We start from the raw sequence: 13248 nt of genomic DNA on the forward strand, positions 1-13248 counted from the left end.
GTGGAAAGAGCAGGAAAGTGGTGGACATCAACCCGGTAACTCCGAAAGGCACCGACATGACCACCGTTCCCCTTGGCAGCACCGGCATGAACGTCAGCCGTCTCGGCTTCGGCTCCTGGGCCGTCTCCGGCCCCGGCTGGCACTTCGGCTGGGGCGCCACCGACGACGCCGAGTCGATCGCCGCCATCCGGCGCGCGGTCACCTCCGGCGTCAACTGGATCGACACCGCCGCCGTTTACGGCCTCGGCCACTCCGAGGAGCTGGTCGGCAGGGCCGTGGCGGACCTGCCGGAGGCCGACCGGCCCTACCTGTTCACCAAGGTCGGCCTGGTCTGGGACCCGGACGACCCGCTGGCCGCGCCACGCCGGATCATGAAGCCCGCCAGTGTGCGCCGCGAGGTCGAGGACTCACTCAGGCGGCTCGGGGTCGAGCACATCGACCTGTACCAGGTGCACTGGCCGGACACCGGCGAGTCGCTGGAGTTCGCCGGTGACGGTAGTGGCGCCGTCTCGCCGAACGCCACACCGCTTCAGGAGTACTGGCAGGTCATGGCCGACCTCAAGGCCGAGGGCAAGGTCCGGGCGATCGGCCTGTCCAACCACTCCCCCGAGCAGCTCCAGGCGGCCGAGGAGATCGCCCACGTCGACGTCGTCCAGCCGCCGTTCTCGGCGATCAACCGTTCGGCGGCGGCGGAGGTCGCCTGGGCCAACGCCCACGGCACCGGCGTGATCGTCTACTCCCCGCTCCAGTCGGGGCTGCTCACCGGCACCTTCTCCGCCGGACGCGTCGCCTCCCTGCCCGCCGACGACTGGCGTCGCGCCAGCCGCGACTTCACCACGGGCCTGCCCGCCAACCTCCGGCTCGCCGACGCCCTGCGTCCCGTCGCCGCGCGGCACGGCGTGACGGTCGCCGAGGTGGCCATCGCCTGGACGCTGGCCTGGCCGGGCATCACCGGCGCCATCGTCGGAGCCCGTACGGCCGCGCAGGTCGACGGGTGGATCGCGGCGGACGCGGTGCGCCTCACCCCGGCCGACCTTGAGGAGATCGCCGTCGCGATCACCACCTCGGGCGCGGGCGTCGGCCCGGCCCGGCCGTGAAGCCCTTTCCGAGAACCAAGGAGGAGTGCTGACATGTCCCTGACCGTCATCGCCGAACTCCTGGCCAGGCCCGGCCAGGAGGACCGGCTCCGTACCGCCCTCGAAGCGATGATCGAACCGTCCCTGGACGAACCCGGCTGCCTGGCCTACCGGCCGTACGTCGACCCCAACGAGCCCGCCCGGATGGTCGTCGTCGAGGAGTGGACGGGCCCCGAGGCCCTGACCGAGCACTTCGCCACCCCGCACTTCCAGCACGTGCGGCAGGTCCTCGACCTGATCCTCGCCGTCCCGATGACCGTCGGCACCTTCACCCCCACGAAGTTCGACGGGTGACCGAGAACCGTGCGCGAATGCAGGATAGTTTCGCGCACGGTGCGGGATAATATCCAGCACGATGCGGGATAGAAACGGGATATCGCTCATGCTGTTCGCCACTCCTGTCCTTGACGACCGGGAGCTTGAAGTCCTCGAAGAGGTCGAGGACGCCAAGCGGAAGCTCCGCCACCAGCTCCACGAACCTCGACGATGGGTTGGCCAGCTGCGACGTCAGACGTTCGCACGCGCGGTCCAGGGGTCCAACTCCATCGAGGGCTACGTGGCCAAATTGGATGATGCCGCCGCCATCGCCGCAGGCGACGAACCCCTGGATGCCACCCAGGAGACACAGCTCGCGATCAAGGGGTACAGCGACGCGATGACCTACGTCCTTCAGATGGCTGGAGAGGACGACTTCGCCTACACCACCCAGATGCTCAAGAGCCTGCACTTCATGATGACGAGCTACAACCTCGGCAACCGCCCGGGAAGATGGCGAGCGGGCTCCATCTACGTCCGGGAGGAGGGGTCCGGGGACCTCGTCTACGAGGGACCCTCCGTGGACCAGGTGCCAACCCTGATGGAGGGGTTGGCGGAAAGGCTCACCGCGGAGAATGGGCACAGCAGCCCGGCTCCCGTACGAGCCGCCATGGCGCACCTCAACCTTGTCATGATCCATCCGTTCAAGGACGGCAACGGCCGCATGGCCAGGTGTTTGCAGAGCCTGGTTCTCTCCCGCGAAGGAGTCCTGTCCCCGATCTTCATGAGTGTGGAGGAGTATCTGGGACGTAACACTCCCGCCTACTACGCGGTATTGGCGGAGGTCGGCCAGGGTTCCTGGAATCCCGGCAACGACGCCCGACCATGGCTCCGCTTCATGTTGACCGCGCACCTGCGGCAGGCGCGCACGCACCTTGTCCGCATCCGCGAGAGCGGCCTGTTGTGGACCGCGCTGGAGCGGCTCACCGAGACACATCGCCTGCCCGAACGAGTCATGGCGGTAATGTTCGACGCGGCGATGGGATTCCGGATACGAAACCAGACCTACCGAACGGCACTGGAGCGTTCAGGCGAGGAGCCCATCACCGAATCAACCGCCAACCGGGACCTGCGTCAGCTGGTGGACACGGGACTCATCGAACCCCGCGGAGAGAAACGAGGACGTTACTACGTCGCGGGTGGAGAACTGGCCGCTATCCGAGAAGAGATCGTCCACGCCCGCGGAAAGCGCGACGACTCCGACCCCTTCTCCTCCTGACCGCTCGGTCCGAGGGTCAGACGGCGCGTTCGCCCCGGTGCCAGACCGCCGAGACGAGGGGGACGCCGGGGCGGTAGGCCAGGTGGACGTGGGAGGGGGCGTCGAGCAGGACGAGGTCCGCGCGGGCGCCGGGGCCGAGGTGGCCCACGTCCGTACGGCGCAGCGCCCGCGCCCCGCCCATCGTCGCCGCCCACACGGCCTCGTCCGGGGTCATCCCCATCTCCCGCACCGCGACGGCCACGCAGAACGGCATGCTCGTGGTGAAACTCGACCCCGGGTTGCAGTCGGTGGACAGCGCGACCGTCACCCCCGCCTCCAGCAGGCGCCGGGCGTCCGGGTAGGCGGCCCTGGTGGAGAACTCGGCGCCGGGCAGCAGCGTGGCGACCGTGTTCCCCGAGGCCAGGGCGTCGACGTCGGCGTCGTCGAGGTGGGTGCAGTGGTCGGCGGAGGCGGCGCCGAGCTCGACGGCGAGCCGTACGCCGGGGCCGTGACCGAGCTGGTTGGCGTGGACCCGGGGGGTGAGCCCGCGCTTGGCGCCCGCTTCGAGGATCGCCCGCGCCTGGTCGCCGTCGAAGGCGCCACGCTCGCAGAAGACGTCGACCCAGCGGGCGTACGGCGCGCACCGGTCGAGCATCGGCCCGGTGACGAGGTCCACGTAGGCGTCGGCGTCGGTGTCGGCCGGGACCACGTGGGCGCCGAGATAGGTCACCTCGTCGGTGTGCTCACCGGCGATCCGCAGCGAACGGGCCTCGTCCTCGACGGTGAGCCCGTAGCCGGACTTGCACTCGATGACCGTGGTCCCCTGGCGCAGCGCCTCGGCGACCAGCCTGGCGACGTTGGCCGACAGTTCGGCGTCGCTCGCCGCCCTGGTCGCCGCGACCGTCGTGCGGATCCCCCCGGCCGTGTACGGCGTGCCCGACATGCGGGCGTCGAACTCGGCCGTGCGGTCCCCGGCGAAGACCAGGTGGGCGTGGGAGTCGACGAAGCCGGGGATCGCGGCCCTGCCCCCGGCGTCGTGGACCTCGTCGGCCGCCGGAGCCGAGGAGGCGGGGCCCACCCACGCGACCGTGGGCCCGTCGAGGACGACGGCGGCGTCCTCGACCACGCCGAGCGGCCCCTGCCCCAGCGACGGATCGTTGGTGACGAGACGGGACAGACCGGTGACGAGCAGGCTCACGGTACCTCCGGACGTGCGGAAAGACAGGCGGAACAGGGACTCACCACGGCACGGCGTGAATGGGTACAGGGACCGGTCCCGGCGCTCACCACGGCATGGTGCGGGACGGGCCAGGGACCGGCCCCTGCGTTCATGATGCCGCCGTCGTGCCGGGTGACACGGCTCCGACGCGGCGAGGAGACCACGGCGCACGCCGGCTCGGAGGTCCTGCCGTACGAGACGGCACGGCTCCGGCGCGACGGGGAGAGCACCGCGTCACGACGCCCAGAGGCGGCCGACGGCCCGGCGCAGGGCGGCGGGGACGTCGGGGACGAGCCGGTGGGCGCCGTGCCGTACGACCAGCCGGCCGCCGACCACGACGTCCCGCACGTCGGCGGCCGTCGCGGCGAAGACGGCGGTCTCCGGGCGGGGCCGTGGAGTGGCGGTGCGGACCGAGTCGAGGGAGACCGTCACCAGGTCGGCGACGGCGCCGACCTCGATGCGGCCCGCCTCCGGCCAGCCGAGTGAGGCGTGTCCGTCGCCGGTGGCGGCGCGCAGCAGTTCGTCGGCGCTCCAGTGCCCCCTGCGGCGGGTGCGCAGCCGTTCGTCCAGTTCCATGCCGCGCGCCTCCTCGAACAGGTCGATGACGGCGTGGCTGTCGCTGCCCAGGGTGAGCCGCGACCCGGCGAGCTGGAGGTCCTTGGCCGGTCCGATGCCGTCGGCGAGGTCCCGTTCGGTCGTCGGGCACATGCAGACGGTCGTGGCGCTGCCGCCGAGCAGGGCGACGTCGTCGCCGGTCAGATGGGTGGCGTGTACGGCCGTCGCCCGGGGGCCGAGCACGCCGTGGTCGGCCAGCAGCCTGGTCGGCGTGACGCCGTACGCCTCGACGCAGCCCTCGTTCTCGGCGGGCTGCTCGGACAGGTGCGCGTGGATCGGCGCCAGCCTGCCCTCGGCCCAGGCCGCGACGACGGCGAGCTGGTCGGCGGGGACGGCCCGCACGGAGTGCACGGCGGCACCGGCGACGGCGTGCGGGTGCTTGTCCAGCGCGACGGCCAACGCCTCGGCGCGTTCCGCCCAGGCGTGGGCCGTACCGTCGCTGAAGCGGGCCTGCGTCGCGTCGGGCGGCGCCCCGAACCCGGACGACAGGTAACAGGTGTCGAGCAGCGTGATCCGGATGCCCGCCCGTGCCGCCGCCTCGACCAGCGCCTCCCCCATGACGTTCGGGTCGGCGTACGGCGTGCCGCCCGGCGCGTGGTGCAGGTAGTGGAACTCCCCGACGCAGGTGATCCCGGCCAGGGCCATCTCGGCGTAGACGGCCGTGGCGAGGTCGAGGTAGGTGTCGGGGTCGAGGGCCGCGGCGGCGCGGTACATCGTCTCCCGCCAGGTCCAGAAGGTGCCGCCGCCGACCTGGGTCTCGCCGCGCAGCGCCCGGTGGAAGGCGTGCGAGTGGGCGTTGGCCAGTCCGGGCAGCACCAGCCCGTCGAGGACCACGGCGTCGCCGGGCTCGCCGCCCGGCCGCAACGCCGTGATCCGGCCGTCGGTCACCTCGATGAGCAGCCCGGACTCAAGGGGGTCGGAACCCCCGGACCCGGATACCCCAGCCCCAGGGGTTCCGGGACCGGGGGCTCCTGCCTGTGCCCCTCCCGTCCAGGCGTGTCGTGCCCAGAACCTGCCGTTCACAGCAGGTCCTGAAGAACGTCGGTCAGGGCGCTCACCCCGGCCAGACAGTCGGTCTCCTCGGCGTGCTCGTGCGGAGAGTGCGAGACCCCGGTCGGGTTGCGCACGAAGAGCATCGCGGTCGGTACGGCGGAGGCGAGGATGCCCGCGTCGTGCCCGGCGCCGGTCGGCAGCACCGGGACGCCGCCGAGCACCCGGGCCAGCCGGTCCCGCAGCGGGACGTCGAAGTCGACGACCGGCGTGTAGGACTCCCGGGTGACCTCGGCTCCCTCGGCGGCCTCAGTGATGGCCTTGACCAGCGCGTCCAGCGTCGCCGAGTCGGCGGCCCGCGAGTCGAGCCAGGCCGTCACCAGGGAGGCGATGGCGTTGGTCCCGTTGGGTTCGACGCGCACCTTGCCGAAGGTCGCCAGCGCCCCGGCCTCCCGCGCCAGCTCCCTGGCCGACAGTACGGCCGCCGCGTAGGCGAGCATGGGGTCGTGACGGTCGACGAGCCGGGTGGTCCCGGCGTGGTTGGCCTCGCCGGGGAAGTCGAACCGCCAGCGGCCGTGCGGCCAGATGGCGGAGGCGACGCCGACGGCGTGCGGGGTGTCCGCGAGGTACCTGCCCTGTTCGACGTGGAGTTCGACGAACGCCCCGATCCGCGACAGCCGCTCGTCGTCGCGGCCGATCGCCTCCGGGTCCCGGCCCGCGTGCTCCATCGCGTCGGCCAGCCGTACGCCGTCGCCGTCACGCAGGTCCCTGGCATGGCCGGGCTCCAGGACACCGGCCATCAGCCGGGACCCGACGCAGGCGACGCCGAACCTGGCGCCCTCCTCGTCACCGAAGTTCACGACGGCCAGCGGCCTTGAGGGGGTGACACCCCGCTCCCGCAGCGCGTCGAGGGCGGCGAAGGAGGACACGACGCCGAGCGGGCCGTCGTAGGCGCCGCCGTCCGGCACCGAGTCCAGGTGCGAGCCGACGACGACGGCGTCCCCGGCGGCCGGGTCGCCCAGCCAGGCCCACTGGTTGCCGTTGCGGTCGATCTCGTAGCCCAGGCCCCTGGCCTCGGCCTGCTCGGCGAACCAGGCGCGGCACTCGGCGTCGGCGGAGGTCCAGGCGTGGCGCCGGTAACCGCCGCTGCCCGCGTGCCGGCCGACGGGCAGCAGCTCCCGCCACATCCGGCGGAAGCCCTCCCCCGCCGCGCCCGCCTTCTCGTACGCGTCGCTCACGCGTCGCCCTCGCGCATCGGGACGCGCACGTCGCGCTCCTCGGCGACCTCGTTGGCCCGGTCGTATCCGGCGTCCACGTGCCTGATGACGCCCATGCCGGGGTCGTTGGTCAGCACCCGGCGGATCTTCTCCCCGGCCAGGGCCGTACCGTCGGCGACCGTGACCTGGCCCGCGTGGATGGAACGGCCGATGCCGACACCGCCGCCGTGGTGGATGGAGACCCACGACGCGCCGGAGGCGACGTTCACCATGGCGTTGAGCAGCGGCCAGTCCGCGATGGCGTCCGACCCGTCGAGCATCGCCTCGGTCTCCCGGTACGGCGAGGCCACCGAGCCGCAGTCGAGGTGGTCACGGCCGATCGCGACGGGGGCGGACAGCTCGCCGGAGGCGACCATGTCGTTGAAGCGCTCACCGGCCCGGTCGCGCTCGCCGTACCCGAGCCAGCAGATGCGCGCGGGCAGGCCCTGGAAGTGGACGCGCTCCCCGGCCATCTTGATCCAGCGGGCCAGGGACTCGTTCTCGGGGAACAGGTCGAGGATGGCCCGGTCGGTCCTGGCGATGTCGGCGGGGTCGCCGGACAGCGCGGCCCAGCGGAAGGGGCCCTTGCCCTCGCAGAACAGCGGCCTGATGTAGGCGGGCACGAAGCCGGGGAAGTCGAAGGCGCGCGCGTAGCCCGCCAGCTTGGCCTCGCCGCGGATCGAGTTGCCGTAGTCGAAGACCTCGGCCCCGGCGTCCTGGAAGCCGACCATCGCCTCGACGTGCCTGGCCATGGACTCGCGGGCCCGCTGGGTGAAGCCCTCCGGGTCCTTGGCGGCCTCGTCGGCCATGTCCTCGAAGGCGACGCCGATCGGCAGGTAGGCCAGCGGGTCGTGCGCGGAGGTCTGGTCGGTGACGACGTCGATCTCGGCGCCCCTGGCGAGCAGCTCCGGTACGGCCTGCGCGGCGTTGGCCTCGACACCGATGGACAGCGGCCTGCGGGCGTCGCGCGCCTCGTAGGCCAGGCGCAGGGCCTCGTCGAGGTTGTCGGCCTTGACGTCGAGGTAGCGGTGCTCGATGCGCCGGTCGATGCTGCGCGGGTCGCAGTCGATGCAGATGACGACGCCGCCGTTCATGGTGACGGCCAGCGGCTGGGCGCCGCCCATGCCGCCGAGCCCGGCGGTGAGGGTGATCGTCCCGGCGAGGGAGCCGCCGAACCGCTTGGCGGCGACGGCGCTGAAGGTCTCGTAGGTGCCCTGGAGGATGCCCTGGGTGCCGATGTAGATCCACGACCCGGCGGTCATCTGCCCGTACATGGTCAGGCCGAGCTGTTCGAGGCGCCGGAACTCGGGCCAGGTCGCCCAGTCGCCGACCAGGTTGGAGTTGGCGATCAGGACACGCGGCGCCCACTCGTGGGTCGTCATGACCCCGACGGGACGGCCGGACTGCACGAGGAGGGTCTCGTCGCCCTTCAGCGTGCTCAGGGTGCGGGTGATGGCGTCGTAGGAGCGCCAGTCACGCGCCGCCTTGCCGGTGCCGCCGTACACGACGAGCTTGTCGGGATGCTCGGCGACCTCGGGGTCGAGGTTGTTCATGAGCATCCGTAGCGCGGCCTCCTGCTGCCAGCCGCGCGTGTTCAGCTCCGTCCCACGCGGAGCCCTGATCGGACCTCGGCCGTTCTGCTCAGCCACGCTTCCGCCCTCCAGCACGTCGGCCGTCAGCCGACATGTTCAAATAGATGTATTCACTTGTATCCCGCTTGAATAGTTTCAGTCAACAGGCTAGTCCGTGAAGATCTCCCTGGCCGCGGCCGACACCTCGAACGCCTCAAGCCGTCCCTCGGCCCCGGGGATCTCATCGCACATCGCCTCAAGAAGGACTCTGCCCAGCATCATGGGGCCGCAGGCCGTGTCGAAGACCAGACTCGTACCGACCTCGGCGGCCAGCACCACGTCCGACAGCGCCGCGGCGGGCGCGAAGGCGCTGTCGGCGACCGTCACCACGCTCAGCCCGGCGTCCCTGGCGACGGTGAGCGCCTCGGTCAGCTCCGCCGGATAGCGGGGCAGCGCGAAGCACAACAACGCGGTCGCTCCCGCCGCCGCGGCCCGCTCGATCCGGTCGGCCAGCATGGACCCGCCCTCGTCGAGCAGCCGCACATCCGGGTGGACCTTGGCGGCGAAGTAGGAGAACCCCGCGGCCTGCGCGGCGGCGGCCCGCAGTCCGAGGACCGGCAGCGGCCGGGAGACCGACAGCAGTCGCGCGGCGGCGACGACCGGCTTGGGATCGGCCAGCGTCCCGGCCAGCCGCCGCAGGTGGGCGATCTCCGCCAGTACGGCCCGCTGCAACTCGTTCGGCGCCTCCTCCTCGGCGCCCTCCCCGGCCTCGTCCTGGACGACCGTCTCCGGGGAGCCCAGCTCACGCAGCTGTCTGCGCAGCGCGGGGTAGCCGTCGAACCCGAGGGCCATCGCGAAGCGGGTCACCGACGGCTGACTGACCCCGGCCAGCTCGGCCACCTCCACGCTGGACAGGAAGGCCGCCTCCCCGGCGTGCTGCACCAGGCAGTGCGCGATCCTGCGCTGCGCGGGGGTCAGCCGGTGCCCCTCGAACAGCCGCAGCATGCGGGGTCCGGCGTCGTCGTGACTCATACTTCTCCTCGGTCGGGGGCGTCGGTCGGGGCCCAGCGCGGCCGTGACTCAGAACCCGGGTCTGGAGTGGGGCCGGGCTTCAGACTTGGGCATGGAATATATTCATTCATCATGCCTCCTGCATGGCTACATGCAGAACGGTGGAGGCTCCCTAAAGGGCTATTCGGTCACCGCCCGGTCGGCCGTCCGCCGGAGACCAGTGACAGCCGTCACCGTCGTTTGCCCGCCTTCCGTGCCAGGCCCGGGCCCTCAACGCATGATCATGCGCGGAAGTGGACATGACCCGCGCGAAAAGTGCCATGAACCGCCAGGCTGGGGCTACCGGTTGCCGGAATATGACCCCGGGGCATAAGAAAAGCGGATAACCTCCGCAGAAAATGGATCTGCTGGACGGAGAACACGGTGGCATCGTCGAAGCCGGAGAGGCCCAGGCTCGACACCACGACCCCGAACATGGGGCGGGTCGCTGACTACTTCCTGGGTGGCAAGGACAACTTCGCCGCCGACCGGGAAGCGGCCAAAGCGGCGATGGCCATCACCCCCGAACTGCCCGTGCTCTGGCGTGAGGGGCGGCGCTTCCTCGGCCGGGCCGTACGCTTCCTCGCCCAGGAGGCCGGGATCCGGCAGTTCATCGACGTCGGCTGCGGCCTGCCGACCCAGGGCAACGTGCACGAGATCGCCCACGCGGTGGCCCCGGACGCCCGGGTCGTCTACGTCGACAACGACCCCATGGTCGTGGTCCACGGCCAGGCCCTGCTGCAGGACGACCGGCTGACCGTGGTCGTCGAGGCCGACCTCCGCGACCCCGAGGCGCTGCTCGCCGACCCCGGCCTCACCAAGATGATCAACCCCGAGGAGCCGGTCGCGATCCTGCTGTTCGGCGTGCTCCAGGACATCCAGGACGACTCCCAGGTCGACCAGATCATCGACTACCTCCGCAAGACCATCTCGCCGGGCAGCTACCTGGCCATCTCCCACCCGGTCGGCGACCTGCGCCCCGAGGCCACCGCCAAGCTCGCCGCCTTCTACCAGAACGAGGGCGCCGTCACCGGCCCCCACAGGAAGGGCCTGCGCAGCAAGGCCGAGATCGAACGCTACTTCGACGGCCTCGCCCTGGTGGACCCCGGAGTCGTCTACATCCCCGAATGGCGCCCCGAGGACGACCTGATCCACCGCCCCGACTCAATCTGGGTAGTCGGCGGCATCGGCCACAAGGAATAGTCGGCTCCCCCTCAACAGGGCCTCCCTGCGCGTCCGACCACATCACACAACCGACCTGACCACCCCCGCGTGCGCGGGGAGCACCTCCTGACATCCTGCTGGCAAATCGGCCTGATCTTGAGCCGTGCGGGCTCTGAGCCGGGCGGCGGGCTCTCCGCGAGCGACCGTGCCTGTCCACCGCTGATCGCCCTCAGTGGCCCGGCGATGCCCTTCGGCCTGCCGATCTGTGAGCACGGACTTACTTTCCACCTCGACCTTCTCCTCATCGCCGGTGGTTCTCAGACCAAGGTCCCGGACGGCTTGACGAGCCGTGCCATCTTGTAGCACCAGGTAGCACATTCCTATAGGGATGAAGAGTGAACACTCCTCAGCCCGACCCCTCCCATCAGATCTCCCAGCGTGACCTGCGCAACCGGTCAGCCGAGATCATGGATGGGCTGGAACGAGGGGAACGGTACGCCGTCACCCGTAACGGCCACCACATCGGCGACCTCGTTCCCATCCGCCGCCGACGCCGAGCCGTCTCACGAGCGGAGTTCGCCGCCGTGTCTCGCGGCACGCCATGGCTGGACGACCGGAAATACCGCGAGGACATGGACCGCCACGTCAACGACGAGTTTTACGACCCCTACGACCGCGCTTACGGCAGAGGCGCGGTCACGGAGAACGAGGAATGACCCACGCCCAGGGGTTGCTCGGCACCAACACCCTTATCCTGCGCGCCAGCATCGACCCCGACGAGCTTCCCGACGAGATGCTGATCAGCGCCATCACCACCGCGGAGCTGTCAGTCGGCGTGCTGGTGGCCACCGGACCGCAGGAGCTCGCCCAGCGAATGAAGATCCTGCAGACCGTCGAGGCAGAGTTCGATCCACTTCCCTTCGACGACGCCGCCGCCCGTGAGTACGGCCAACTGTGGACGGCCGTCGTCGCCTCAGGACGTAAACCCCGCCCCCGGACAGCGGACCTGATGATCGCCTGCGTGGCCATCGCAAACCAGCTGCCCCTCTACACCTGCAACCCTAAGGATTTCAAAGGCCTGGACCACCTGCTCTCCGTGATGCCGGTCACTCGGCCGCGTTGGGACAGCGGATGAGCGCAAGCAGTCGAACTCCCGGTGGTCGGCTAGATGCGTGCCATACGGACCTTGAAGCACCCGTAGAACGACCGAAGTCCAGTCTGGGGAACCATCCCCGGCCTGGGCTTTTCGTTGGGCGGAGCCTAGGAGATTCGAACTCCTGCCCTCCTGCTTGCAAGCAGGCGCTCTGAGATCATCCCCGCGTGCGCGGGGAGCACCACTCATTACCGTCTGCTCGAACCGTGGGCCGGGGACCATCCCCGCGTGCGCGGGGAGCACCCTCGCCGACCTGCGGGTTTATCAGCGGCAAGGGCCGAAAATCATCACTTCCATCGACTTGGACATACCGGACACACCATGAAGTTCACCGAGACAGCGCCGACCACAGGCTAACGTGCGACACGACGCAAAACTCCCTGATCCACAAGCAGACCCCGACACGGGAAACCCACCACGCATCAGAAAGCCATACCGTCACCCTTGCCTTCAGACCCCGGACCCGCCAAACGCCGTGCCCGAAATGCCCGACTCAACGAAAGTAATGATTTTCAGCCCTCACCGCCGACAAACCCGCAGGTCGCCGAGGGTGCTCCCCGCGCACGCGGGGATGGTCCCGCCCCGGCGAGTGTGCAGGGCATGTGGGGCGAGTGCTCCCCGCGCACGCGGGGATGGTCCCAAGGCCGAGGGGTGAAATGCTGATCGCCAAATGTGCTCCCCGCGCACGCGGGGATGGTCCCTCCCACCAGCGGGGGTTCGTGTCGTGGAGGAGGTGCTCCCCGCGCACGCGGGGATGGTCCCCATGACGCCGGTCAAGTCGAGCCGTGCTCCCCGCGCATGTGGGGGCGATCGTCTCCCGCTTGGAGAAGCGGAAGGCGACGATCAAGGTGTGGTGTTGAGGAGGGCGTTGATGTCGGTTTCTCGGTAGCGGCGTTGGTTGCTGGGGGTTCTCACTGAGGGGATGCGACCGGTCAGCGCCCAGCGGTTGACGGTTTTGGGGTCGACGCCGAAGATGCGGGCGACCTCGCCGGGGGTGAGCAGGCGTTCGGTGGTGCCGGAACCGGTGGTGAAGGTGCCGTCCGGGGCGACGGCCTTGAGTGGGGACATGGGGGGCTCCAAAAGGGTCAATGGCGGGTGCGGTGGAGGATTTCGTCGTGGCGGGCCAAGGCGGCGGCGAGGCGGTGGAGGGTGGTTCGGCCGAGCATGTCCCGGGCCCCGGCCGCGCGCTGGTCAGGCCGTAGCGGCTTGTAGCGGATGGCCCACCATCGGGGCAGGCCGGGCAGGTGGAGGTGTTCGTAGCGCCAGGCGGGGTGGGTGCTGGTGAGCAGGTCGATCAACCGGCGTTCGTACTCGGTCATGGTCGTCCCTGATTCCGGGAGTTGTTCCAGAAGTGTTCCGGGAGCCGAAGAAGAGTCGAAGAAGTGAGGGCGGGTGCCCGGCCCCGAGCCGGGGAGCACGACGGCCGGGCACCCTGGAGGAGGACCGGCCCCACGAGTGAGACCGGTGCGCCAGACGACTCCCCTTCCCCAACACGCTCAACGTGCATGGGAGCCGCCTCGCGAAGATGTGCGGCCCAGGTCCCTCCTACCTGGACCGCACGTTCATGGGGTACGGCGGGGC

The 13248-nt window shown here is 70.4% G+C and carries 13 protein-coding genes; 6 read left to right on the forward strand and 7 right to left on the reverse strand.

What is annotated here, in order from left to right; translation table 11 throughout:
* The first annotated feature begins 56 nt into the window (after positions 1-56).
* The 3 genes from ABT340_RS28800 (at position 57) to ABT340_RS28810 (ending at position 2670) form a co-directional block, all read left to right on the forward strand.
* Positions 57-1097, forward strand: a complete 1041-nt coding sequence (locus ABT340_RS28800; protein WP_352013977.1) for an aldo/keto reductase — start codon at positions 57-59, stop codon at positions 1095-1097.
* A 33-nt stretch (positions 1098-1130) separates the two neighbouring features.
* Positions 1131-1430 (forward strand): putative quinol monooxygenase, encoded by a 300-nt coding sequence (locus ABT340_RS28805; protein WP_352013978.1) that lies wholly within the window; start codon positions 1131-1133, stop codon positions 1428-1430.
* A gap of 88 nt (positions 1431-1518) precedes the next feature.
* The gene (locus tag ABT340_RS28810) at positions 1519-2670 is read left to right on the forward strand and encodes a Fic family protein (protein ID WP_352013979.1); all 1152 of its coding nucleotides are present in this window, start codon (positions 1519-1521) and stop codon (positions 2668-2670) included.
* A gap of 16 nt (positions 2671-2686) precedes the next feature.
* Here the strand turns inward: ABT340_RS28810 and hutI are convergent, their stop codons facing one another.
* The 5 genes from hutI to ABT340_RS28835 form a co-directional block, all read right to left on the reverse strand.
* Entirely contained in the window at positions 2687-3847 is a 1161-nt protein-coding gene (hutI, locus tag ABT340_RS28815) for an imidazolonepropionase (RefSeq protein ID WP_352013980.1), read from the reverse strand.
* Positions 3848-4102: 255 nt separating this feature from the next.
* Entirely contained in the window at positions 4103-5506 is a 1404-nt protein-coding gene (locus ABT340_RS28820; protein ID WP_352013981.1) for a formimidoylglutamate deiminase, read from the reverse strand.
* Positions 5503-6660: an allantoate amidohydrolase gene (locus tag ABT340_RS28825; protein WP_352014150.1), complete on the reverse strand. Its 1158-nt coding sequence runs from the start codon at positions 6658-6660 to the stop codon at positions 5503-5505. Before ABT340_RS28825 ends, ABT340_RS28820 begins: the two co-directional genes overlap by 4 nt.
* A gap of 47 nt (positions 6661-6707) precedes the next feature.
* Positions 6708-8378: a urocanate hydratase gene (gene hutU / locus ABT340_RS28830; RefSeq protein WP_352013982.1), complete on the reverse strand. Its 1671-nt coding sequence runs from the start codon at positions 8376-8378 to the stop codon at positions 6708-6710.
* Positions 8379-8468: 90 nt separating this feature from the next.
* Positions 8469-9332 (reverse strand): MurR/RpiR family transcriptional regulator, encoded by an 864-nt coding sequence (locus ABT340_RS28835; protein ID WP_352013983.1) that lies wholly within the window; start codon positions 9330-9332, stop codon positions 8469-8471.
* 402 nt (positions 9333-9734) lie between these two features.
* On the opposite strand from ABT340_RS28835, the gene ABT340_RS28840 reads away from it, so the two are divergent.
* The 3 genes from ABT340_RS28840 to ABT340_RS28850 all read left to right on the forward strand — a co-directional run bounded on the left by ABT340_RS28840 (position 9735) and on the right by ABT340_RS28850 (position 11649).
* Entirely contained in the window at positions 9735-10553 is an 819-nt protein-coding gene (locus ABT340_RS28840) for an SAM-dependent methyltransferase (RefSeq protein ID WP_352013984.1), read from the forward strand.
* A gap of 356 nt (positions 10554-10909) precedes the next feature.
* A complete protein-coding gene (locus ABT340_RS28845) occupies positions 10910-11230 on the forward strand; it encodes a type II toxin-antitoxin system Phd/YefM family antitoxin (RefSeq protein WP_352013985.1) in 321 nt (106 codons plus the stop codon).
* Entirely contained in the window at positions 11227-11649 is a 423-nt protein-coding gene (locus tag ABT340_RS28850; protein WP_352013986.1) for a type II toxin-antitoxin system VapC family toxin, read from the forward strand. Before ABT340_RS28845 ends, ABT340_RS28850 begins: the two co-directional genes overlap by 4 nt.
* A gap of 861 nt (positions 11650-12510) precedes the next feature.
* Here ABT340_RS28850 and ABT340_RS28855 read toward each other — a convergent pair.
* Positions 12511-12735, reverse strand: coding sequence for a BldC family transcriptional regulator (locus ABT340_RS28855; RefSeq protein ID WP_352013987.1), 225 nt, complete (start codon positions 12733-12735; stop codon positions 12511-12513).
* A gap of 17 nt (positions 12736-12752) precedes the next feature.
* Positions 12753-12986 carry a hypothetical protein gene (locus ABT340_RS28860; protein ID WP_352013988.1) on the reverse strand — a complete coding sequence of 78 codons (234 nt, stop codon included), beginning with the start codon at positions 12984-12986 and terminating at the stop codon, positions 12753-12755.
* Between the last annotated feature and the right edge of the window lie 262 nt (positions 12987-13248).

Origin of the sequence: Streptosporangium sp. NPDC000239 (genome assembly GCF_040300765.1) — a bacterium.
Lineage (GTDB): Bacteria > Actinomycetota > Actinomycetes > Streptosporangiales > Streptosporangiaceae > Streptosporangium.

Coding starts and splice junctions, on each gene's coding strand:
- ABT340_RS28850 (WP_352013986.1), top strand. CDS start 11,227: ATGACCCACGCCCAGGGGTTGCTCGGCACCAACACCCTTATCCTGCGC.
- ABT340_RS28860 (WP_352013988.1), bottom strand. CDS start 12,986: ATGACCGAGTACGAACGCCGGTTGATCGACCTGCTCACCAGCACCCAC.
- ABT340_RS28810 (WP_352013979.1), top strand. CDS start 1,519: ATGCTGTTCGCCACTCCTGTCCTTGACGACCGGGAGCTTGAAGTCCTC.
- ABT340_RS28800 (WP_352013977.1), top strand. CDS start 57: ATGACCACCGTTCCCCTTGGCAGCACCGGCATGAACGTCAGCCGTCTC.
- ABT340_RS28805 (WP_352013978.1), top strand. CDS start 1,131: ATGTCCCTGACCGTCATCGCCGAACTCCTGGCCAGGCCCGGCCAGGAG.
- ABT340_RS28825 (WP_352014150.1), bottom strand. CDS start 6,660: ATGTGGCGGGAGCTGCTGCCCGTCGGCCGGCACGCGGGCAGCGGCGGT.
- ABT340_RS28855 (WP_352013987.1), bottom strand. CDS start 12,735: ATGTCCCCACTCAAGGCCGTCGCCCCGGACGGCACCTTCACCACCGGT.
- ABT340_RS28835 (WP_352013983.1), bottom strand. CDS start 9,332: ATGAGTCACGACGACGCCGGACCCCGCATGCTGCGGCTGTTCGAGGGG.